At 58.2% G+C, this 19,705-nt stretch carries 23 protein-coding genes and 1 tRNA gene; 12 read left to right on the top strand and 12 right to left on the bottom strand.

The window, feature by feature from the left end:
* The first annotated feature begins 145 nt into the window (after positions 1–145).
* Positions 146–1,627 (top strand): Asp-tRNA(Asn)/Glu-tRNA(Gln) amidotransferase subunit GatB, encoded by a 1,482-nt coding sequence (gatB, locus tag IG616_RS00740; protein WP_192145471.1) that lies wholly within the window; start codon positions 146–148, stop codon positions 1,625–1,627.
* A 102-nt stretch (positions 1,628–1,729) separates the two neighbouring features.
* On the opposite strand, the gene IG616_RS00735 is transcribed toward gatB, so the two are convergent.
* Positions 1,730–2,392, bottom strand: a complete 663-nt coding sequence (locus IG616_RS00735; protein ID WP_192145469.1) for a LysR family transcriptional regulator substrate-binding protein — start codon at positions 2,390–2,392, stop codon at positions 1,730–1,732.
* On the bottom strand, positions 2,371–2,646 hold the full coding sequence (locus IG616_RS23400; RefSeq protein ID WP_192145467.1) for a LysR family transcriptional regulator: 276 nt from the start codon (positions 2,644–2,646) through the stop codon (positions 2,371–2,373). The genes IG616_RS00735 and IG616_RS23400 overlap by 22 nt, the downstream gene beginning before the upstream one ends.
* Before the next feature lie 196 nt (positions 2,647–2,842).
* On the opposite strand from IG616_RS23400, the gene IG616_RS00725 reads away from it, so the two are divergent.
* The 6 genes from IG616_RS00725 (at position 2,843) to IG616_RS00700 (ending at position 8,118) form a co-directional block, all read left to right on the top strand.
* Positions 2,843–3,700: a hypothetical protein gene (locus IG616_RS00725; RefSeq protein WP_192145465.1), complete on the top strand. Its 858-nt coding sequence runs from the start codon at positions 2,843–2,845 to the stop codon at positions 3,698–3,700.
* A 786-nt stretch (positions 3,701–4,486) separates the two neighbouring features.
* Positions 4,487–5,164 carry an amino acid ABC transporter permease gene (locus IG616_RS00720; protein WP_192145463.1) on the top strand — a complete coding sequence of 226 codons (678 nt, stop codon included), beginning with the start codon at positions 4,487–4,489 and terminating at the stop codon, positions 5,162–5,164.
* Positions 5,161–5,871 (top strand): amino acid ABC transporter permease, encoded by a 711-nt coding sequence (locus IG616_RS00715; protein ID WP_425504130.1) that lies wholly within the window; start codon positions 5,161–5,163, stop codon positions 5,869–5,871. Before IG616_RS00720 ends, IG616_RS00715 begins: the two co-directional genes overlap by 4 nt.
* Before the next feature lie 35 nt (positions 5,872–5,906).
* Positions 5,907–6,698 (top strand): transporter substrate-binding domain-containing protein, encoded by a 792-nt coding sequence (locus tag IG616_RS00710; RefSeq protein ID WP_192145459.1) that lies wholly within the window; start codon positions 5,907–5,909, stop codon positions 6,696–6,698.
* A 140-nt stretch (positions 6,699–6,838) separates the two neighbouring features.
* A complete protein-coding gene (locus tag IG616_RS00705) occupies positions 6,839–7,288 on the top strand; it encodes a GNAT family N-acetyltransferase (RefSeq protein WP_209007208.1) in 450 nt (149 codons plus the stop codon).
* Positions 7,289–7,404: 116 nt separating this feature from the next.
* Complete coding sequence (locus IG616_RS00700) at positions 7,405–8,118, top strand: glutathione S-transferase family protein (RefSeq protein ID WP_192145455.1); 714 nt, start codon at positions 7,405–7,407, stop codon at positions 8,116–8,118.
* Positions 8,119–8,286: 168 nt separating this feature from the next.
* On the opposite strand, the gene IG616_RS00695 is transcribed toward IG616_RS00700, so the two are convergent.
* Entirely contained in the window at positions 8,287–8,748 is a 462-nt protein-coding gene (locus IG616_RS00695) for a DUF2147 domain-containing protein (RefSeq protein ID WP_192145453.1), read from the bottom strand.
* Between the two features lie 122 nt (positions 8,749–8,870).
* Positions 8,871–9,293, bottom strand: coding sequence for a DUF2147 domain-containing protein (locus IG616_RS00690; protein ID WP_192145451.1), 423 nt, complete (start codon positions 9,291–9,293; stop codon positions 8,871–8,873).
* A 421-nt stretch (positions 9,294–9,714) separates the two neighbouring features.
* On the opposite strand from IG616_RS00690, the gene IG616_RS00685 reads away from it, so the two are divergent.
* Positions 9,715–9,984 (top strand): sel1 repeat family protein, encoded by a 270-nt coding sequence (locus IG616_RS00685; protein ID WP_209007207.1) that lies wholly within the window; start codon positions 9,715–9,717, stop codon positions 9,982–9,984.
* Positions 9,985–10,150: 166 nt separating this feature from the next.
* Here IG616_RS00685 and IG616_RS00680 read toward each other — a convergent pair whose 3' ends face one another.
* Entirely contained in the window at positions 10,151–10,834 is a 684-nt protein-coding gene (locus IG616_RS00680; RefSeq protein WP_192145449.1) for a DUF930 domain-containing protein, read from the bottom strand.
* A gap of 504 nt (positions 10,835–11,338) precedes the next feature.
* Here IG616_RS00680 and IG616_RS00675 point away from each other — a divergent pair.
* Positions 11,339–11,962: a hypothetical protein gene (locus IG616_RS00675; protein WP_192145447.1), complete on the top strand. Its 624-nt coding sequence runs from the start codon at positions 11,339–11,341 to the stop codon at positions 11,960–11,962.
* On the opposite strand, the gene IG616_RS00670 is transcribed toward IG616_RS00675, so the two are convergent.
* From IG616_RS00670 to IG616_RS00660, 3 genes are read right to left on the bottom strand one after another with little or no spacing between them, the layout of a single operon-like run.
* On the bottom strand, positions 11,883–12,392 hold the full coding sequence (locus tag IG616_RS00670) for a hypothetical protein (RefSeq protein WP_192145445.1): 510 nt from the start codon (positions 12,390–12,392) through the stop codon (positions 11,883–11,885). The two genes, IG616_RS00675 and IG616_RS00670, sit on opposite strands and share 80 nt — an antisense overlap.
* On the bottom strand, positions 12,392–12,604 hold the full coding sequence (locus IG616_RS00665) for a hypothetical protein (RefSeq protein ID WP_192145443.1): 213 nt from the start codon (positions 12,602–12,604) through the stop codon (positions 12,392–12,394). Before IG616_RS00665 ends, IG616_RS00670 begins: the two co-directional genes overlap by 1 nt.
* Entirely contained in the window at positions 12,601–12,849 is a 249-nt protein-coding gene (locus tag IG616_RS00660; protein WP_192145441.1) for a hypothetical protein, read from the bottom strand. The genes IG616_RS00665 and IG616_RS00660 overlap by 4 nt, the downstream gene beginning before the upstream one ends.
* Positions 12,850–13,265: 416 nt before the next feature.
* Between IG616_RS00660 and IG616_RS00655 the strand changes: the two genes are divergently transcribed.
* The 3 genes from IG616_RS00655 to IG616_RS00645 all read left to right on the top strand — a co-directional run bounded on the left by IG616_RS00655 (position 13,266) and on the right by IG616_RS00645 (position 15,056).
* Positions 13,266–13,355: transfer RNA gene (locus IG616_RS00655), tRNA-Ser, on the top strand.
* 295 nt (positions 13,356–13,650) lie between these two features.
* Positions 13,651–14,289, top strand: coding sequence for a type B chloramphenicol O-acetyltransferase (gene catB / locus IG616_RS00650; protein ID WP_192145439.1), 639 nt, complete (start codon positions 13,651–13,653; stop codon positions 14,287–14,289).
* Positions 14,290–14,561: 272 nt separating this feature from the next.
* Positions 14,562–15,056 carry a DUF8051 family protein gene (locus IG616_RS00645; protein ID WP_192145437.1) on the top strand — a complete coding sequence of 165 codons (495 nt, stop codon included), beginning with the start codon at positions 14,562–14,564 and terminating at the stop codon, positions 15,054–15,056.
* Positions 15,057–15,092: 36 nt separating this feature from the next.
* Here IG616_RS00645 and IG616_RS00640 read toward each other — a convergent pair whose 3' ends face one another.
* From IG616_RS00640 to IG616_RS00625, 4 genes are all read right to left on the bottom strand, one after another.
* The gene (locus tag IG616_RS00640; RefSeq protein WP_192145435.1) at positions 15,093–16,355 is read right to left on the bottom strand and encodes a glycerate kinase type-2 family protein; all 1,263 of its coding nucleotides are present in this window, start codon (positions 16,353–16,355) and stop codon (positions 15,093–15,095) included.
* 130 nt (positions 16,356–16,485) lie between these two features.
* Positions 16,486–17,250 carry an alpha/beta hydrolase family protein gene (locus tag IG616_RS00635; RefSeq protein ID WP_192145433.1) on the bottom strand — a complete coding sequence of 255 codons (765 nt, stop codon included), beginning with the start codon at positions 17,248–17,250 and terminating at the stop codon, positions 16,486–16,488.
* Between the two features lie 9 nt (positions 17,251–17,259).
* Positions 17,260–18,270: a cytochrome d ubiquinol oxidase subunit II gene (locus tag IG616_RS00630; protein WP_192145431.1), complete on the bottom strand. Its 1,011-nt coding sequence runs from the start codon at positions 18,268–18,270 to the stop codon at positions 17,260–17,262.
* Between the two features lie 6 nt (positions 18,271–18,276).
* A complete protein-coding gene (locus tag IG616_RS00625; RefSeq protein ID WP_192146615.1) occupies positions 18,277–19,650 on the bottom strand; it encodes a cytochrome ubiquinol oxidase subunit I in 1,374 nt (457 codons plus the stop codon).
* Between the last annotated feature and the right edge of the window lie 55 nt (positions 19,651–19,705).

The following is a 19,705-nucleotide window of genomic DNA, read 5'->3' as shown; positions in this document are numbered from 1 at the left end:
ATGCGGTCCGGCCCCACGCCGCCAAAGCGATCCCCGCAAACGCGAATACCGGCTTTGCTTGGGCATTGCATTGAATTGACAGCTTAGAGCGCTGAAGGATCTGCATGAGAGCCTCAAGCGCGCTGCAGAACAGGAAATTGAGCGAATGACGATTGTCGACGCACGCACCCCCGATCCGAAGAAGTTTCTGAAAGGGGCGACCGGCGACTGGGAAATCGTGATCGGCATGGAAGTCCATGCCCAGGTGACGTCCGAGGCGAAGCTCTTCTCCGGCGCCTCGACCGAGTTCGGCAAGGCCCCCAATTCCAACGTCAGCCTTGTGGACGCGGCCATGCCCGGCATGCTGCCGGTGATCAACGAGGAATGTGTCCGCCAGGCGATCCGCACGGGTCTGGGCCTGAAGGCCGAGATCAATCTCAAGTCCGTCTTCGACCGGAAGAACTATTTCTATCCGGATCTGCCGCAGGGCTACCAGATTTCCCAGTTCAAGCAGCCGATCGTGGGCGAGGGCAAGATCATCCTCGACATGCCGGACGAGCGGGTCGAGATCGGCGTCGAGCGTCTGCACCTGGAGCAGGACGCGGGCAAGTCCCTGCATGACCAGCACCCGTCCATGTCCTTTGTCGACCTGAACCGTTCCGGCGTGGCGCTGATGGAAATCGTGTCCAAGCCGGATCTGCGCTCGGCGGATGAGGCCAAGGCCTATCTGACCAAGCTGCGGACCATCCTGCGCTATCTCGGCACTTGCGACGGCAACATGGATCAGGGCTCCATGCGCGCCGACGTGAACGTCTCCGTCCGCCGTCCGGGCGGAGCATTCGGCACCCGCTGCGAGATCAAGAACGTCAACTCCATCCGCTTTGTCGGTCAGGCGATCGAGTATGAGGCCCGCCGCCAGATGGCGATCCTGGAAGACGGTGGTTCCATCGACCAGGAAACCCGCCTGTTCGACGCGGTGAAGGGCGAAACCCGCTCCATGCGCTCCAAGGAAGAAGCGCATGACTACCGCTATTTCCCGGATCCGGATCTGCTGCCGCTGGAATTCACGCAGGCCTATGTGGACGATCTGGCCAAGGATCTGCCGGAGCTGCCGGACGAGAAGAAGGCCCGTTTCGTCAAGGACTGGGGCCTGACGCCTTATGATGCCGACATTCTGGTTGCCGAGAAGATCTCCGCCGACTTCTTCGAGCTGGTGGCCAAGGGCCGCGATGCCAAGCTGTCCGCCAACTGGGTGATCAACGAGCTGTTCGGCCGCCTGAACAAGGAAGGCCTTGATGTCACCACCAGCCCGGTCTCCGCGGACCAGCTCGGCGCCATCGTGGATCTGATAAAGAACGGCACCATCTCCGGCAAGATCGCCAAGGACCTGTTCGAGATCGTCTGGATTGAAGGCGGCGACCCGGCTAGAATCGTGGAAGAGCGCGGCATGGTTCAGGTGACCGATCTGGGCGCCATTGAAGCCATCGTCGACGGCATCATTGCCGCCAACCCGGAAAAGGCCGAGCAGGCCAAGGAAAAGCCGGGTCTGCTTGGCTGGTTCGTCGGTCAGGTGATGAAGGAGTCCAAAGGCAAGGCCAACCCGCAGGCCGTGAACGATCTTCTGAAGCAGAAGATCGGCCTGGAATAAGCCTGACTTTCAGGCTTGTTTCACCCACGGGAGGGCTGCGCGGATCCTTTTTTGAACTTGTCCTAAACAAGCTGGGGCATCTCAGAAAAAGGGCGTGGCTCTTCAAGCCATAAACGTCGGGCAACTGAAAGTGCCGGACGCTGGAATTTGTTCCCAGTTCAGCCCCTTGGCTGTTTCCAGCGCTCTCATAACCGGGATGGAGTGACGGCGGCCTGCTCTTGTCACGATGCTAACAGTGCGCATGACGCGGGGTTCTATCAATGTGCGGGTCTCCAGGCCGTTGAGAACTGGAAGATATTTGGGAATTAAGGTGACGCCTAGACCCGCGGCCACCATGGTTTGAACCCAGTCCTCCCGCTCAGTTGCGTAACGTGTTTTGACTGCATGATATGGCTTGGCGACCTTTAGTCTGACAAAGTTGGAGGGAAACTCGCAATGCAGACGTTTCACATAGTCTTCTCCCTCTAATTCGCAGAGCGGGACCTCGCTCATATTGCTGAAGCGATGGCCGGGGGGGAAAGCGACATGATAAGGTTCCCGATAGAGTTCGATGATCCGGAAGCCATCCGGGTATTCCGGCAGTGTCATGATCGCAAGGTCTATATCTCCCCGCTCAAGCGCTAACGCGATGTCCTCGCAATTGCTTTCCCAGATCTCCAGTTCAAGACCGGGCGCGTTTTGTCTGAGTGCCTGCAGGAAGGCCACAAGGTGGGAGCTGGACATAGTGGAAACAACGCCTAACTTCAGCAGTGTATCGGCGGCCATATAGCGGGACGCTTCCTGTTGCGCCTCTGTGGCAGCTTTTGCATGATTTCGAAATGGCGCTGCATCAAGCGTCCAAGGTCCGTGAGATGCGTCAGACGACGTTCGCGCCTGAACAATTGCCCACCCAGTTCCTCCTCGAGCTTTTTGATTGCCCGGGTCAATGTCGGGACGGCGACACCGCAGTTGGCTGCTGCACGAGTGAAGTTCAATGTCTCGCAGGACGCCAGAAAATACCTGATTTCTTGAAGCTCCATCTTTCGCTTCCTGGGACCTTTAAAAGGAATGTGATTGGTGCAATTGCAACCTAAAATTACATCTTTTGCAACGACTCGTTAGAAAATCACTAGCTTATGGGACAATCGGGTCCGGTCTATTTTTCGTCAGGATCACCGGCCTAATCCGCTCAATGAAGCGCGGTGTTCTCGCCTAACGAACAGATGGAGACCTAAAATGAATGAGTTTGAGAACGTTCCCCTTCCCCCCGCGCCGAGAAGCCTCAATGACATCATTCCTCCGGTGAACCCTTTTTCGGATCTGTTTCCGAAGGCACATTTGAAAGACGTCATCGCTGATCCGCTGCACGCCTATATTAAACAGACTGACAAGCTTTGGGAGAACTACGACCGGCGCAATCTGGTTTTGGAAGCCCGTGGCCGGTACGTGAACCGTCTGGCTGCGCGAGTTACACCGCAAACACCGGTCGAGACGACTGTCACCATTACAGAGGGGATATCAACCTCTCGTGAGGAAACAGAGAGCTTTGCCATCAGCATCGGTGTCATGGGAGGTGTTATGACGCCTGGCTTCAATTTGGGGGCCAGCATTTCCACCATGTTGACTTCAACGATTGGACGATCGATCACGATCTCCAACTCACGGCAGACTGCAACCAAGATTATTGCCGCTAGCGGTGCTCCTGAGGCAGTTGTTTGGGTTTGGCAGCTGGACGCATCCTATACTTTGTTCGGGGATTTAGTGACCTGGGATGTTACCAGTAGCAAAGGTATCGGGCAACTTACCGGGAAGAACAGCCGCCCGGTCATGACCCGTGACGGGGAAGGCCGGGAACGAGACAGTGGCGAGCAGGTCCGCGGCGCTCGGAGGCGCAGAAGCGAAGCTTTCTCCATGCCGCTACAGGTGAATGAAGCGGTCTATGTCTACAGTGCGTTTCCCAACGACAATTCAGTTTCTGTGTCGATGGAAACGGCCGGAGGCGAAAAAATCGCGATTAAGTCGTTTACCGAGATGGAGAAACAGTTGACCCGTCTGCGGGCTGAGCAAGGAGAGCAAGAGGACGAAGCGGCCTAGCCTGTTCTCAATCTGGCAGACGAAAGTAGCCATTTTTCAGGGCGCCCGCTGCCGACAGCGGGCGCCCTTGGGTATGCCAAGGTGCTGCGCTTGAACGTTCGCCCACCGTTTTTTCCTGCTATAGCGATTTTGCCGGGCGTTTTCCCGGAACTCCCTAAGTTTGAAACACTTTAATCTCTCCCGCCCACATCGAATCCGCCCAGACCCATCACTTTGCCGGTATTTGGATTGTTGCTCTGCCGGGGCCACTGCTGGCTGGGCTGGCGATGAGAGCACGGTCCCGCAGTTTGCCGGAAGACGCTTGTGAAGATCCAGGGCTGTCCCGGCATTGATATCCTGGACATTGATATCTATGTGCGCTGGATGAGACAGGGGGGGGGGCGGCACCCATACCTATCTGCACATCCTGGACACGCACCTCTCGGTCGGCAGCATTGGCAAATTGGCGGTCAATCGGGCCCTGGCAGAGACACGCATGATCGAAAAAATCGGCAAGAGACGTTTTGAAGGAGCCGAGAGCTGGAGCTTTCTCGACTGATCGCCGGTGCTTTTGCGTAAGTCCTATTTTTGCTTAAAAATTCATCTTTAGCTCAGTTGAAGTCTGAACATTAATTAGGCATTTCCTGTCGGCGGATGGCCGTTGCCATAGTGGACCACCAAGCAGGTGAGAGGGAATCGCGCATACTACGAAGGTGGCATGGCCTGTGCATTCCTCAAGGGAAAACTGTCTAGGGATGATCTTCTGCCTATGTTCGTGTTGCTTTCCTGTATCGGGTCCGCCCTTTGATGGACCTGCGCTTCTTCGAAATTTACCGTAATCCTGAATATCTGATGCTTCTTGTTCAGGGCGCCGCGCTGAGCGCCGCGCTTACCCTGGCTGGGGGCATTGCCGGATTTCTGCTGGCAGCCGTTCTCGCCGCCGTCCGGCATTACAGGATCCGCTTTCTCGCGCCTGCCGCCGCAGCCTATGTGGAGTTCATCCGCAATACGCCGCTGATCGTGCAGATGTTTTTCGTCGCTTTCGGACTGCCGCTCCTGCTTGGCTATCAGTGGCCGTTCTGGGCTCATGCGCTCCTCGCCCTGTCGTTGAACTTCTCCGCCTATTTTGCCGAGATCCTGCGGTCTGGTCTTGCCGCGTTGCACAGCGGGCAAGCGGAAGCTGCCTCGGCGCTCGGGCTGTCCAAACGGCTCAGCTTCTTCAAAGTGCTGTTTCCGCAGGCGGTGGCGTCCATGTTCCCCTCGCTCAACAGCCAGTTCATTTTCCTGTTCCTGACCACTGGAATTATCTCCGAGATCGGCGTGACGGATCTGACCTGGGCCGGTGTCTACATCGATAGCCGCAGTTTCCGGTCTTTCGAGGTGTTCTTCACCCTGACCGTGATCTACGTGCTGATGTCCTTCGGCTTTAAAGGTCTCTTGAATCTGCTTCACAATCGTCTGTTCAAATGGAAGGTGGTCCGGTGAAAGAACTCTTCATCAGCGTTCTGGGCAAACCCGCCGGCATCGTTCTGTTCCAGCTTCTTGATGCGACCCAGTTCACGATCTACCTGTCGCTGATCGCCTTTGGCGGCGGCGGGCTCATCGGGCTTCTGATCACGGCCTTGCGGGTGACACCGCTCAAGCCGTTGCAAAGGATTGGAACGGCATATGTGTGGCTGTTCCAGTCGGTGCCTTTGCTCATGCTGCTGTTTCTTCTCGGGCTCGGCATTCCGAGACTTTCCGGCGTGAGTGTCGATCCCTGGACGGCAGCAGCTTTGGCCTTGACACTCTACACCAGCGCTTATCTGGTTGAGGTTTGGTATGGGGCGATCAAGGCCATCCCCGCCGGGCAGATGGAGGGTGGCAAGGCGCTTGGAATGACATTGCCGCAGATCCTGCTGCTCATCATTCTGCCCCAGGCGGCCCGCCTCGCCATCGCGCCCACAATCGGGTTTCTGGTCCAGATCATCAAGGGAACGTCTCTTGCCTATATCATCGGGTTCCAGGACCTGATGACCACCGGCAAGCGCTGGGCAAACGCGCCGGTTCCTGGCACCCAGCCCTTCATCATCTATCCGCTCATGGCGATGATCTATTTCGCCCTTTGCTTTCCACTTTCGATCCTTTCACGCCGCTTGGAAAAGCGGCTGGGTTCCCCGGGCGCAAAAGCCCGGGTGACTGCATCCGCGTGACCGCACAAGGGGCGCGTAAACCTGAGGAGTTACTAATGTTCTGGAAGAAACTGACGACCTTTGCAGCTGGTGCAGTTGCTATTTCGATGGCTTTGTCCGCACCGGCTTTTGCAGACCTCAAGGACATTCTTTCTGCTGGCAAGGTGCGCATTGCCGTACCGGAAAACTTCCCGCCTTTCGGCTCCCTTGGCGCGGAGGGCGAATATGTCGGCTACGACGTGGACGTGGCAAAGATGGTGGCAGAGGATCTCGGGGTCGAGCTGGAACTGGTGCCGGTCACATCCAAGCAGCGCATTCCGTTCCTTGAAACCAGCAAGGTTGATCTGGTGATCTCGACGCTGGGTGCAAATCCGGAACGCGCCAAGTCGATCTGGTTCTCCAGCGCCTATGCGCCGTTCTTCTCAGGCGCTTTTGCCAAGGCAGATGTGACGGTTTCCTCCGTCAAGGATTTCGCTGGCAAGACCATTGCTGTGACCGGTGGGTCTCTGGAAGACCTTGCCATCACCGCAGACGCGCCGGCTGACGCGAATATTGTCCGTTTCGGCGACAACGCGGCGACCATCGCCGCCTATGTGTCCGGCCAGGCCGACGTCATCGTCACCGGGAACATTGTCGCCCTGGGCATCATCAACGATCATCCGGACTTCAATCTTGAAAAGAAGTTCATCATCGCGAACTCTCCTTGCTTTGTCGGGGTGAAGACCGGCGAGCTCGACCTGCTGCAGTGGGTGAATGTGTTCGTGCTGAACAAGAAGCTGAACGGAAAGCTTAATGGCCTCTCCGAAAAGTGGCTGAAAATGCCTCTGGCCGACCTGCCGACCCTGTAAGGCTCTGACCTGGGCCAACTTTTTTGAACAAGCCGGTGCCAACGCGTCGGCTTGTTTTTTACGCCGGCTCTGTTGCTGTGCTATCTCCGGAGGTGAAAAAACAGATCTTCGCTTGGAGGCGTATTGGAATGGCTGGCATCGTGATTGAGAAAGCTCGGGCGGAGGATCTTGCCGCCATCCTGGCGATTTCCATCGCGGGAGCCGTCGGGGGGCGGGCCGCGGAGGAAAGCACGGATCCGGAGGTCTATCGAAAGGCCTTTGAAGAGATCCGGGCCTGCCCGGACATCGATATCTACGTGGCGCTGGACGAGGCGGGGGAAGTGATCGGCACCTATACCTATCTGCACATCCGGGGGCTCGCGTTTCGGGGCCGTCCACGGGTAGAGCTAGAGAGCGTGCACGTGCGGGCTGATCAGCGCAGCAAGGGGATCGGGGCGAAGATGATGGCCCATGCGGAGGCGCGTGCGAGAGAGTCCGGCGCCGCACTGATCCAGCTGACCTCCAACAAGGTCCGTGTAGACGCGCATCGTTTCTACGAGCGGCTGGGTTATGTGCAGAGCCATTTCGGCTTCAAGAAAAAGCTCATCTGATGGTCCGGTGGACCTCACGAGGACGTGTTCTTGAAATCCGGACTGAGCAGTCCTAAATCCACATGCATTGCCGGTTCTCATCCGGCGCCCCTGCCAAATTCCCGGGAGACCTTCCGATGTCCGTGACCCAGACCAAACCGATTGAGCTTTACTACTGGCCGACCCCCAATGGCTGGAAGATTTCCATCATGCTCGAAGAGCTTGGCGTGCCTTACGAGGTGAAGCTGATCAATATCGGCAAGGGCGACCAGTTTGCGCCCGAGTTTCTTGCCTTCTCGCCGAACAACCGCATGCCGGCGATCATCGATCCCGAAGGTCCGGATGGCAATCCGATTACCGTGTTCGAATCCGGTGCCATCCTACAGTATCTCGGCCGCAAGTTTGGCAAGTTCTATCCCTCAGATGAGCGCAAACGGGTGGAGACGGAAGAGTGGCTGATGTGGCAGATGGGCGGCTTCGGCCCGATGCTTGGCCAGAACCACCATTTCCGTATCTACGCGCCGGAAAAGATCCCATATGCCATGGACCGGTACCTGAACGAGACCCATCGTCTCTATGGCGTTTTGAACAAGCGTCTGGAAGGCCGGGACTATGTGGCTGCCGGTGAATACACCATTGCAGATATGGCCATCATCGGCTGGGCGCAAGGCTGGGAGCGACAGGGCATGGACCTTGAGGAATTCCCGAATGTGAAGGCCTGGAAGGCCCGCATCGAAGCGCGTCCCGCCTTTGAGCGTGGCATGGCTGTCGGCCAGGAAGAGCGTGCAAAGAGTGCTCTTCAGGACGACAAGGACGCCCAGAAGGTCCTATTCGGCCAGCGCGCCCGGTAAGGAGCTTTGCGCTTTCCATTGGATCAGGCGGCTGAATGCCTCTGATCCAATGGAAAGGCATGACAACGAAGGTCAGCCCGCCGCCCTGCATAAGCGGGAATGGCAGGCTGGCCTTTCTGTTTTTCATCTCCCGCAGCTCATAGAGGGAAGGGCAAAACCTTTTACGCGTCAGCGCAGGCGCTGCCAGTTTTCGTCTTCGCAGATGTTAAAGACCATCCGCACACAGCCCTTTACATTCATGCTGTTCTGGCCCGTCAGTTTGAGCGTTGCCGGAGCGCTGAACCCGCGGCGCGGATCATAAACCTTGCCAGTCCAGTTCGATCCGTTCCGGGTGACGCCCCAGACGACCTCAAGGCCGAGAAGCTTCCTGTTCCGCTTGGACGCATCCCTGTGGTTCACGTCTGTTGCCGTTTCCTTCGTGTAGCCTGGGAGCGGCGCGAAATCGGTCAGCTTGCCGCACAGCGTTTTGCCGCAGGAGGTGATGTGAATGACCGCGCCTGCCGGGGTTTTCCAATGGCCGAGAATATCGGCGGCGCTGGCGGGATTTAGCCCGCCCAGCGTCAGCAAGGTCATCAGGGAGAGGGCGGCAAAGCGGGAGTGTATAAGGACTGAAAAATATCTTTTGAACATGCCTGCATTCCATATGGGACGGATGCAGGTATCTAATGCAGCGTTCAAGGCGAAGTCATGACCTTAGCCGTGAGGATCCTCTCCCAGCGCATCTTAAACAGGAGCCGGGAGAGGTCTTGCTCTTACTTCACCCGTGTCCAGGTCTCGCCCTTGCAGATGAGCCCGCCCAGGACGCAGCCTTCCAGCTTGAGCTTGTCACCGGAGGGCATGGAGATGAAGCCGGTGTAGGTCTTGCCGTCTTCCGCGTTATAGACCTTGCCCTTCCACTGGGCGTCCTTGCCGGTCGGCACCATGGACTGGATGATCTGGGTGCCGAGCAGGGGCCTCGTGCGTTTTGCCGGATCCGGGTTTTCCGTGTCGTTGCGTGGTTCACGCAACCAGCTCAGGCTGCCGCACAGAGCCTTGCCGCAGGGAACAATCTTGATCTTTGACGCTCCGGAGGGGCGGATCCATTCCCCTGCGGCGTCCGCGGCTTTGGCAGTCTGAAGGCCCGCTGACGCGAGAAAGGCAGCCAGGGCAAGGAAAGGCAGTCGTGTTCTTGTCATTTTAAGCGACCTCTGAAAGGCGTTTCCGTTTACGGAAACGTAATCTATCCGGAAAGCGGGCCGCTTGGAAGCCTCTGTGCCGCCGTTTCAACGAACGGCAAGGGGGCAAGGGGAGCGCGCCGGTGGGGGCGAAAAAAGGGTGCGCAGTGGAAGGAATGAAAATCAGGGTAAGCAAATCCTTTCACTTACTTCCGAGAATTGACTCAGAGTTTCTTGAATAAATTGAGATTTCTTCCGACCCATGCTTACCGGGGAATGAATTTAAGACCCTGTTATGGCTTTGTTTGCTTACCGTTCATTTTAATTTTTAACGGCACTTTTAACCGCTGATCCCAAGATCACTCTCAAGAAACGCAGCGTCATCCAGGGCAAACCGCGTTTCGGGATGCAGTTCGCATCAGCGATAAAAAGGGAGAGCAAGATGGCTCGTTTAGATATTCAGCAGGCCGACATGGCCATTTTGGGCGGCCAGGCCGCGACCGCCGATATCCTGTTTCAGATGGGGCTCGATTCAGCGTCCGGCCGGTATGGCGCAACGGATCTCGTCAGTGCGCACAAGTGGTTCAACATTGCAGCGCTGAAGGGAAACCGGGAAGCTGTTTTGCACCGCAAGGAAATTTCCGGCGAGATGAGCCGGGAGGACATTGCCGAAGCACAGCGTTGCGCCCGTGAATGGTTGTCGGCGCACTGATGGCCCCGGCCATGCAAACGGTCTATGCGCCGGTCCGTTCCGGAAACTCTTCCGGCAGCCTTACCTGAGCCTGCAGGCCTTCAGCCTGCAGCTCCCGTTTTCAATCCGTTTCTCTTTATTTTCAATCAATATAGCCGCCGCGTGGACTGCTGGCTGACTGCAAGTTTCAAAAAGTGGGAGGCAGATTGAGGTCTTCCCAGCGCTCTCGTGGAATGGGAGCACCGGCCTTGAACGCAAAGGCAATGATGCTGCCACCGCTGGGCGACATCTCGCATCTGAAGATCACTTGATACCATTGCGACCGGCTCCGGAACGCCGCGCCCTTCGCAGTCATGACTTGTCCGGTCCAGACGGGCTCCTCCAGCGCATAGGCGACAAGCCTTTCCGGGAGAAAATGATCCGGGGAAGACCGCAGTTGTTCCATAGCCTCAAGCCCGCAAAGCTGCTCCTGCCTGTCTATGCTTGACAGGGTTGCCAGGCTCTCGAGTGCCTGCCGTGACTGGGGATTGTCGAGAATGCTCTGGGCGAGAAGGCTTTGCGCTTTGGTCAGTTGGGGGCTTCCGGCGATTGCAGCAGAGGAGGGGGCTTCGGATGGCTTCAGCTCGCGGGAGCTGGGCTCCCGGGAGCGGAGGCCGGGCAAACTGCCGCTGGAATGTGTGCGGGATCTGAGTTCTGCCGGGGCGACGAGTTCTACCTGGAGCGGTTTCTGGAGAGGTGGCTTTGCCGGTTTGGTCCGCTGGGACGGAAGCAGCAGGATGGCGGCAAGCAGAAGCAGATGACCCGCTCCAGACACGATCCACGGATGTCTGGTGCCGTACCGGCTGGCTTGGACGTCAAAGAACTTGGTCATCCAGCCTCGTTCTTTTCGCAAGTGGAAGGTGCCCAGTTCTGCAATTCGACAAGATATTGACGGCAGAACTGTGATTTTACGGGTGAAAAATGAACCCGGCATGCGAAAGCAAGGCCAATTGGCATTGTACTTGAAGGCCTGCTCTTGCACGTGATCGGGATGGTCTCTGGCTGCTGATTTGGATCCTGCATGGCCCCACTCGGGGCATCTTTCCATTTCGGTAGGGGCCTCCCTGTTAAAAACAACAGGGTGGATTGGTGGGCGTTGAACCGGCTTTGGTGGAATGCCCAAAAGCCGGTTGATTTAACGAACTGGAGCTGCTTTGCGCGTTCTCATGAGCGCATAAGGATGTTCTGGCTCTAAGGACGGCGAGAATGCGGCATCGGGACGAGCTTGAGGAAGGTAGGGGGCACCGTGAACTTAGGGCCTAAGGAAATCGCAGATCTGTCAATTGCCTACTCTCGCTGTATGGCGCAATTGGAAGCGCAAGGATGCCGCGTTGGCGTGATCCACGATTTTTCAAGGGTGGCGGAGATCCTGACGGAGCGCGGGAAAGAGGTAACCCCGTTCTTTCAAGCCAAGTTCTTCGACTTCACCGGCCACAACGGCTTTTGTCATATCGCGGAAATCGATGGGGATCCCGCCACCTTCTGCTGCAGCCAGGTATTCGACACCGGGAACCTGTCCTACCTGGAGTTTCATCGTGCCCAGCTTCGCCGGGTTTACGGGGAGGAGTTCCCGATCGACACGGCCTGGACCTGTCCGCCCATGTCCACGATCAAGGGGCGGGTGATCTATAACGGGGATGCCTTCAATTCGCTGACCTACAGGGGCCGCAACTCGCTGCGCCGGATGACACTTCTGGCCCGGATGAACCTCTATTTATCGCTGCTGTCCTGGCCGGACCTGCAAGCGTCCGTCGCTCTGGCGAAGGCGGATCACGTGTCCAAGGGGCTTGGCTGGTGCTATTCGATGGCACACATCTACCCGTTTGCGACCAAGTGGATCAACATTCCACCCGGCCGGCGTCAGGACGACGTGTTCCTGTTCAATTCAGCGCAAGATATACTGTATCACGCTCAAGTTGACGTGATATCTGGCAATACGGTGTCGGAAGAGACAGATTAATCAGCAGCTGTTTGCCGCCAAAGTTCAGCGGGCAGATCAGCCGGTAATAGCTGATCTCAATCCTGTTCCGGAAACCCGGCAGGGAAACCTCTGTTTCCACAAGCTCACATATGGACTTGCCTTCTGCGGCCTTGGCGAAACCTGCTGCAGCTGCGCGGTCAAACTCGCTGTCCTGTGCCCGGACCTTGCTGGCAAAGTCGACGCCGCTGCTGCCTTCAAGCAGTTTCTTCACATAGCTCTGGGCCCCGACATAGCCAATATCCGGGATTCTGTCGCCGCAGGCCCTGGAAGATAGAAGCACCGCCGAGGCAAAGTCAGGTATATCGGTCCGGAAAAGACCGTTGCTCTGCTCCAGAAACCTGGACATTTCCTCTATGCGCCGTCCAGCAGAACCTTTCATGTTCGCCGGATCGATTGGGCGGATCAACATTAAACGGCCATATCCATCATTTGCATCATTCGCAGAGCATTAAGCAGGATTTCGTCCCGTTCGTCTTCCGTAAAATCACTGCAGTGGATCTTGTCGTCATAGCCGGACAGGACCGCGTCAAGAAAAGACGAGAAAACCAGCGATCCGCCTTCGGAGAAATAATCCGCGTAAAACTCGGTTTCCCGGCTGATGAATGCCTGTAGGTCGCTCATGCTGCCTTGCCCCGCAAGATCCAGAAGGCACGCAGGGCAATTGCTGTGTAGGCCTTGATGTGAAAACTCTGGGCCTGCTCGCGCACGATCGTGTCGAGTTCCCTGCGCAAGTCGCTTATCAAACCGTCATCGCTGCCGAAATCGGCAGCCGCCTTCCCGCCCGGCTGACCATAGCGCCCAACCAGTTTCGAAACCAAATTGTCCATCGTGCCCGCTTCCGTAAATGGGGTCTGAAGTGCAACCATCTTACGATTCCCGCAGGGATTGTGAAACCTGATTTTTATCCGGATGCCGATTTCCCGGCTCTGGCCCGGCCGGAGCCCCAATCACAGCAATCAGCAGGCTGTTCCCGGTTCTGCTGGCTTTGACTGCGCAGAAGTCACAAGTCCATTGCGGAACGTTTTATACCAAATCCATGGACCCAAAGTTAAACTCTTTTCATAAACCGGCTCTTTCCGCTGATTTTCGCAGTCTTGCCGGTCCGCTGGGCGCCGAACTTGGAGACGCGGGCAGGGGGCGGGCGTCCGCCAGTATCCGCGAAGGGGGCACTGCTGTCTTTGCTTGGCTTAGGGGGCTTGCAGTGCATAGTTCCTTTGGAAAACATCCACAGGCCCAAAAACGTCTTGATCTGCGGGCCTTTGCCGCGTAAACGAAAGCCACCGGAGAGGTGGCCGAGTGGTCGAAGGCGCTCCCCTGCTAAGGGAGTAGACGGGGAACCGTCTCGAGGGTTCGAATCCCTTCCTCTCCGCCACTTACCCATTGAATCTCTGATCTATGCTGCCCCAAGGGCGCGTGAGCGCGGCTGGGTTTTGCGGGGGCGGTTGAATTTTGAGGCATTCAATCCGGCAAATATTGTGATTGATTGTGTAACCGCGTGTGATGACACCATGAAGTCCGCAGACTGTACCACCTGCATAGCGCTGACGCGTCTTTGACGTGAGGAGCGCCCGGCAAGCAATTGCGGAAATTGCCTGCCAGTGACCGTCCGCCAATAGGCGGGTGGAGCGTTGCCGCATGCGCGGCTTTGCAAATGTATGGTACCTGCTATGGACAATGTTTTTGAAAGCCCCTTCCGGGGCATCACCCTTGATCGTCTCGTCACCAATCCGAACATTCAAGTTGGGCGTTACAGCTATTATTCCGGCTATTATCACGGGCATGGGTTCGACGACTGCGCCCGCTTTCTCCTGCCCGACAAAGGGGTGGACAGGCTGATTATCGGATCGTTCTGCTCAATTGGCTCGGGAGCCGCCTTCATCATGGCTGGTAATCAGGGACATCGAAGCGACTGGATCAGCACGTTTCCGTTCTATTGGATGTCCGAAGTTCCCTTTTTCTCCGGGGCTGAAAACGGCTACCGGCCAGCTGGTGACACGGTGATTGGCAATGACGTCTGGATCGGTTCCGAGGCGATCTTCATGCCGGGCGTTACCATCGGGGATGGTGCGGTAATTGGCACCCGGGCGCTGGTGACGAAGGATGTGGAGCCTTACGCCATCGTCGGCGGTAATCCCGCCAAGATCATCAGAAAGCGTTTTGACGATGCCGATATCGCCAAGCTGCTGGACATGTGCTGGTGGGACTGGAGCGATGACCAGTTGAAGCAGGCGATGCCTCTCCTGACCAGCGGCGATATTGCTGCTCTTCATCGCCACTGGCAGACAGCCGTCAAGACAGCGCTGTAACCTGCGCATGAATGCCAGCCTCTGTCCGTCCGCCGTCGCAAGCTGGACGGGCAGGGGGAGCAGACTGGGGAACGCCTGAACGCTTTGCACGGCTGGCCCGCTCCGGTCCGCCGCTTTTACTGGTTGAAGCCCTGTTTTATCGGGAACGGTTGTGCAGCCGGTATTGCTGTGCTCTTTTGCCCTGCCATCCACCTTTGCTCCTTTGCCATCATGTTGATTGAGTCTTCGCTGGCCGGGAGCTGTTTCTGCTTTCTGATCAAACCGGAGATCCCATGTCTGGCTCCCGCTCCTGCACGCTCGTGCTTCTGCTGGCTTCTGCCCTCAACCTTGCCCTGATGATACCAGGCGGCTTCGTTGAAACCCGGGACTTCAGCGCCTATACGGCACTGATTCTGGGGGCTTTCAATCTGTTCCTGACCGTGCTCGGGCTCGGCAGCTTCGTGCTGGCCTATATGGTCTGGCGGCAGGGCCGGGGCTTCTGGCTGAGCGCGCTGGCAGGTCTTGGCTATGTGGCTGTCTATCAGGCGGATTTGCAGGGCCTCTTTCCGGTCACACCCGTACCGATGCCGGCCCTGCTTTATCTTCTGGAATGGCTCGGAACGGCTCTGGGGGCGTTGCTGTTCTTGGCTGGGCTCGCTGGAATAAGAACAGCGCAAACCACGTCCGGTGCGGGTGAAAAACTGCCAAGACCTGTCCTGTTTGGACTGGTGTTCGCCGGCGGCAGCATCATCCTGTTTGCGACCCTGGCCGCCATGGGCGCGATCTGACGCGGAGGGGTTTCTGCCAGCCGGCCGGATCTGAGGTCAGCGGATCAGGATTGCCCGGAAGTCGTTGACATTGGTGTTGGTCGGGCCGGTGATGATCTGGTCGCCGAGCTTTTCAAAAAAGCCGTGGCCATCATAGGCCGCCATGGCTTCGTCCAGATTGTATCCGGCTGCCCGGGCCCGGTCCGCCGTGGTGCTGTCCGCATAGGCCCCGGCCACTTCAGCAGCGCCATCCACGCCGTCCGTGTCGCCTGCGACAGCGGAAATGCCCCCAATCCCGGCAATGCCTTCGGCAAAGCCCATCAGCCACTCCACGTTGCGGCCGCCGCGGCCACTGGCGCCCCTTGGCAGGGTCACGGTCGTCTCTCCGCCGGAAAGCAGCAGGCAGGGTGCTGTGAAGGCGGATTTTCCTTCTTTCACGGCACGTGCAAGGCCCGCAAAGGCGCGGCCGACCTCCCGGGCTTCCCCTTCGATCGCATCGCCGAGGAGGTGGCAGGGCAAGGGCGCAGCGGCCTTGGCCGCCTCCAGCGCCATTTGCGGCGTGGCGATCATGTGAAATCCGGTGCGTGACAGGCTCTCGTCGCCAGGCTTCGGGCTTTCGAAGGCCGGATCTTCCAGGACGGACTGAATGCTGGCTGGAACGCCGATGCGGTATTTGGCGAGAATCGCTTTGGCCTGGGCCTGGGTGGTCGGATCGGCAACCGTTGGGCCGGAACCGATGATTTCCGGCTGGTCGCCAGGCACATCGGAGATGGCAAAGGTCAGGCAGCGGGCAGGGTAGGCCGCAGCTGCCAGCCGTCCGCCCTTAATCGCGGAAATGTGCCTGCGGACGGTGTTCATCTCGCCGATGCCGGCACCGGAGGCGAGCAAGGCACGGGTCAGCTCTGCCTTCTCCTCAAGGCTGATTACGCCCGCTCCCCTGGACAGCAGCGCTGACGCGCCGCCAGAGATGAGGGTGACCAGCGTGTCGCCTTCGGTCAGGCTGCTGGCGAGATCGAGAATCCGGCCTGCTGCAATCCGTCCGGCCTCATCCGGCACCGGGTGCGCTGCCTCGATCACTTCTATGCTTTTGGTCGGCACCGCATGGCCATAGCGGGTGAGGGCGAGACCTTCGCAAGCTCCCCAGACCTCTTCCAGCGCTGCCGCCATCGCTGCAGCGGCCTTGCCTGCGGCAACGACGGCCACGCGGCCTGTGGCAGGCTTTTCCGGCAGAAAGTTTGCCAGAACAGCATCTGGCTTGGCGGAGGTCACGGCAACGTCGAAGAGGTTGCAAAGCAAGGACTTGCCGGTGTCGTGCGCCATGAATTCATCCGCGTTGGGTGGTGAGGAGATCGAGCAGCCTCCAGCCGCAAGCCGTTCTAGCACGGGTCTCGATTGATCTGCCAGAGCCTGGAGAATCGTCACGCGGAATGACGGGCGCGTCTATGCCTTCTCAAGGCAATGGCAGATGTCTTTCGAGGAAGCCGAGGAGACGGCGATGGTGCTCGTTTTCCCCTTTGCTTCCCGGAACGTGGTGCTCATTCTCATAATAATGAGCCTCGACCGGCCGGTTATGCTTCAGACGGCGTTGTTCCAGGCGGCGGGACATGTCCGGAGACCAGACGGTGTCCTTCATGCCTGCGGCAAGGAACAAGGGGCCAGGGTAGGTTTCCACGCCGATCTCTTGCGTTGGCAGGAGGTCATCGTATTTGCCCTCCCAGTTCCAGGCTCTTTTGGCCGGGTCCCATGCTTGCCAGCCGGGATCGCCCGGGTCCCGGTAGGACCGGGCATCGAAAGCACCGCAGACAACATCCGGAGGCGCCAGGCAGGCGACCGCATCGGGAAGCGGACCAAGCCCGCGTTTGGCCATGCCGGTGGCAACAAGCAATGCATGCTCGGCGCCACGGGAAATTCCATAAAGCGCCACACGGCCGTTGCAGTACGGAAAGGCCCGGAGCGCCTCCAGCGCCTTGACGGTCCGGCTGAGGTCGATGTCCTTGATGGACCCCGCGTTCCAGGCATTGCCTCCGGCCGAATAGCTGTGCGGATAGACGAGATAACCGGAGGCACCGAGGATTGCCGAGTAGCAGTTGCTCCAGCCGGACAGCCCGCCTTCAGATCCATGCAGCAGGAGGACAGCCGGCCGGGGCGTGTCATCCGGAGGGCCGTAGGTCGTCCCCCAGTCTGGCAGAAGGCGGCGGATAACGGCCAAAGGCATGGAACCTCCTCAGTCGTAGGTCAGATCTGTCGCCTTGCCTCGGAACACCACATAGGCAAGCACGGTGTATGCCAGGATGGTTGGCAGAACGATGACGGCGCCAATCAGCATGATGAACAGGCTCTCGGGCGCACTGGCCGCATCATAGATGGTCAACTGGTCCGGAACCACATAGGGATAGAAGGAATAGGCCAATCCGATGAAGGCCAGCAGGAACAGAGCCGCGGTTCCGACAAATGGTACCCAGGACCAGCGGTCGTTCCGGGTTGGCAGGTGCTGCAGGGCTGTCCAGACAATGAAGATGAGCAGGGCAGACATCAGGGGCAACGGCGCGAGCAGGATGATCTCCGGAAACGAGAACCACTTGTCGAAGAGCCGGGGACTGACGAAGGGGGTTGCGAGCGAGATTGCGGCAAACCCGACAACAAGGCCCCAGAGCCGGGTTCTTGCCCATCGGATCGCCTTGAGCTGAAGCGTGTCCTCGGTCTTGATGATCAGCCAGTTGGCGCCAATGAAGCCGTAGGCGGCAACAAGGCATACAGCGGTCAGGAGCCCGAAGGCGATGTCGATCGGCTGCTGTTTGAGCCCCATAATATAGACCCCCAGCATGTAGCCCTGCGCCAGCGTCGCGGCGAGGGATCCGCCAAAGAACGCCTGGTTCCAGCGTTGCTTCATCTTGCCCTCGGTCTTGGCGCGGAACTCGAAGGCAACTCCGCGCAGGATCAGGCCGATCAGCATAAGGGCGGCGGGCAGGTAAAGAGCGGTCAGAATGACGCCATGCGCCATGGGAAAGGCAACAAGCAGAAGACCGACAGCCAGAACAAGCCAGGTTTCATTCGCGTCCCAGAAGGGGCCGACGGCGGAAATCATCCGGTCTTTCTCCTCGTCTGCCGCCAAGGGAAGGAGCAGGCCGACACCCAGATCAAATCCGTCCAGGACAACATAGATGAGGATCGACAGGCCCATCAGGCCTGCAAAGGCGAGGGGCAGCCAGACGGCGGGATCACCAAACAAATGCATGTGTCTTTACTCCGCCGGAATGACTTCGATTTGGGCAGCGCCTGAATGGACGCGCTCTTCGGTTTGGGATGACTTGCGCGCGAGCCGGAAGATAACCGTTATGTAGGCAGTCAGCAGGACTGCGTAGACAGCGAGATATGCCAGGAGCGTGCTGAGCACCATGCCTGATGGCACATCGGATACAGCATCGCGCGTTGCCAGTACGCCTGTAACCAGCCATGGCTGGCGGCCGATTTCGGTGGTGTACCAGCCCGCCAGCGTTGCAATCCAGCCAGAGAAGGTCATTGCGACCAGACCGCGCAGCAGCCATGGGTTCAGGCCGTCGACACCGCGCTTGCGGCGGATTGCATAGGCCGCTCCCCAGCTGACCAGCAGCATCAGGACGCCGACGCCGACCATGATGCGGAAGGAGAAGAACAGCGGGGCGACAGGCGGATGCTCCACTGTGCCGTCTGGAGCGATGAAGTCCTTCAGACCGGGAACCACACCGTTTGGATCGTGGCGCAAGATAAGCGAGGCGCCATCAGGAATGCCGATCTCGAAGTGGTTTTCCTGAGCCTTCTCATCGGGGATCGCGAACAGGATCAGTGGTGTGTTCGGTCCTGTGTTCCAGTTGGCCTCCATCGCAGCGATCTTTTGCGGTTGGTGCTCAAGAGTGTTCAGGCCGTGGGCATCGCCGACGAAAATCTGCACGGGGATCAGAACGGCGGCCATGTAAACGCCGGTTTGCAGGGTCAGGCGGACGCCCTTGGACCGGTCTCCGATGAGACGGCGGTAGGCCGAAATGCCTGCAATCAGGAAGGAGACCGTCAGCCCGCTGGCCAGCAGCATGTGCATCACGCGGTAAGGCATGGAGGGATTGAAGAGGATTTCCAGCCAGTCAGTCGCATGCACCACACCATCGCGTATTTCGTAGCCCGCCGGGGTTTGCATCCAGGAATTGAGAACCAGGATCCAGAAGGCGCTGAGCGCGGTGCCGAATGCAACCAGGAAGGTTGCCAGTGTGTGCAGCCAGCCGGGAACGCGCTTGGCACCGAAGAGCATAATGCCGAGAAACGCCGCTTCCAGGAAGAAGGCGGTCAGCACTTCATAGGCAAGCAAGGGGCCTGCGACATTGCCGACCTTTTCCATGAAACCTGGCCAGTTCGTACCGAACTGAAAGCTCATGGTGATGCCGCTGACAACACCGAGACCGAATGACAGAGCGAAGATCTTCACCCAGAAATGATAGGCCGCCATCCAGCGGTCGTCTCCGGTTGCGTTGAACCGCAGGCGGAAGAACAGCAGCACCCAGCCAAGGGCGATGGTGATGGTGGGAAAGAGAATGTGAAAGGATATGTTTGCGCCGAATTGAATCCGGCTCAGAAGCAGTCCGTCCATGCTGAGGACCTCGTCCATGTCTTTGATCTAGATCATAACATGGACCAGAGAGTTG

Source organism: Roseibium litorale, from assembly GCF_014842915.1.
Lineage (GTDB): Bacteria > Pseudomonadota > Alphaproteobacteria > Rhizobiales > Stappiaceae > Roseibium > Roseibium litorale.
This window is presented reverse-complemented; position numbering and strand designations above follow the sequence as displayed.

Bases quoted from the DNA above. Each gene is read 5' to 3' on its own strand.
- gatB (WP_192145471.1), top strand. From the start codon at position 146: ATGACGATTGTCGACGCACGCACCCCCGATCCGAAGAAGTTTCTGAAA.
- IG616_RS00735 (WP_192145469.1), bottom strand. From the start codon at position 2,392: ATGGCCGCCGATACACTGCTGAAGTTAGGCGTTGTTTCCACTATGTCC.
- IG616_RS23400 (WP_192145467.1), bottom strand. From the start codon at position 2,646: ATGGAGCTTCAAGAAATCAGGTATTTTCTGGCGTCCTGCGAGACATTG.
- IG616_RS00725 (WP_192145465.1), top strand. From the start codon at position 2,843: ATGAATGAGTTTGAGAACGTTCCCCTTCCCCCCGCGCCGAGAAGCCTC.
- IG616_RS00720 (WP_192145463.1), top strand. From the start codon at position 4,487: ATGGACCTGCGCTTCTTCGAAATTTACCGTAATCCTGAATATCTGATG.
- IG616_RS00710 (WP_192145459.1), top strand. From the start codon at position 5,907: ATGTTCTGGAAGAAACTGACGACCTTTGCAGCTGGTGCAGTTGCTATT.
- IG616_RS00700 (WP_192145455.1), top strand. From the start codon at position 7,405: ATGTCCGTGACCCAGACCAAACCGATTGAGCTTTACTACTGGCCGACC.
- IG616_RS00695 (WP_192145453.1), bottom strand. From the start codon at position 8,748: ATGTTCAAAAGATATTTTTCAGTCCTTATACACTCCCGCTTTGCCGCC.
- IG616_RS00690 (WP_192145451.1), bottom strand. From the start codon at position 9,293: ATGACAAGAACACGACTGCCTTTCCTTGCCCTGGCTGCCTTTCTCGCG.
- IG616_RS00685 (WP_209007207.1), top strand. From the start codon at position 9,715: ATGGCTCGTTTAGATATTCAGCAGGCCGACATGGCCATTTTGGGCGGC.
- IG616_RS00680 (WP_192145449.1), bottom strand. From the start codon at position 10,834: ATGACCAAGTTCTTTGACGTCCAAGCCAGCCGGTACGGCACCAGACAT.
- IG616_RS00670 (WP_192145445.1), bottom strand. From the start codon at position 12,392: ATGTTGATCCGCCCAATCGATCCGGCGAACATGAAAGGTTCTGCTGGA.
- IG616_RS00665 (WP_192145443.1), bottom strand. From the start codon at position 12,604: ATGAGCGACCTACAGGCATTCATCAGCCGGGAAACCGAGTTTTACGCG.
- IG616_RS00660 (WP_192145441.1), bottom strand. From the start codon at position 12,849: ATGGTTGCACTTCAGACCCCATTTACGGAAGCGGGCACGATGGACAAT.
- catB (WP_192145439.1), top strand. From the start codon at position 13,651: ATGGACAATGTTTTTGAAAGCCCCTTCCGGGGCATCACCCTTGATCGT.
- IG616_RS00645 (WP_192145437.1), top strand. From the start codon at position 14,562: ATGTCTGGCTCCCGCTCCTGCACGCTCGTGCTTCTGCTGGCTTCTGCC.
- IG616_RS00640 (WP_192145435.1), bottom strand. From the start codon at position 16,355: ATGGCGCACGACACCGGCAAGTCCTTGCTTTGCAACCTCTTCGACGTT.
- IG616_RS00635 (WP_192145433.1), bottom strand. From the start codon at position 17,250: ATGCCTTTGGCCGTTATCCGCCGCCTTCTGCCAGACTGGGGGACGACC.
- IG616_RS00630 (WP_192145431.1), bottom strand. From the start codon at position 18,270: ATGCATTTGTTTGGTGATCCCGCCGTCTGGCTGCCCCTCGCCTTTGCA.
- IG616_RS00625 (WP_192146615.1), bottom strand. From the start codon at position 19,650: ATGGACGGACTGCTTCTGAGCCGGATTCAATTCGGCGCAAACATATCC.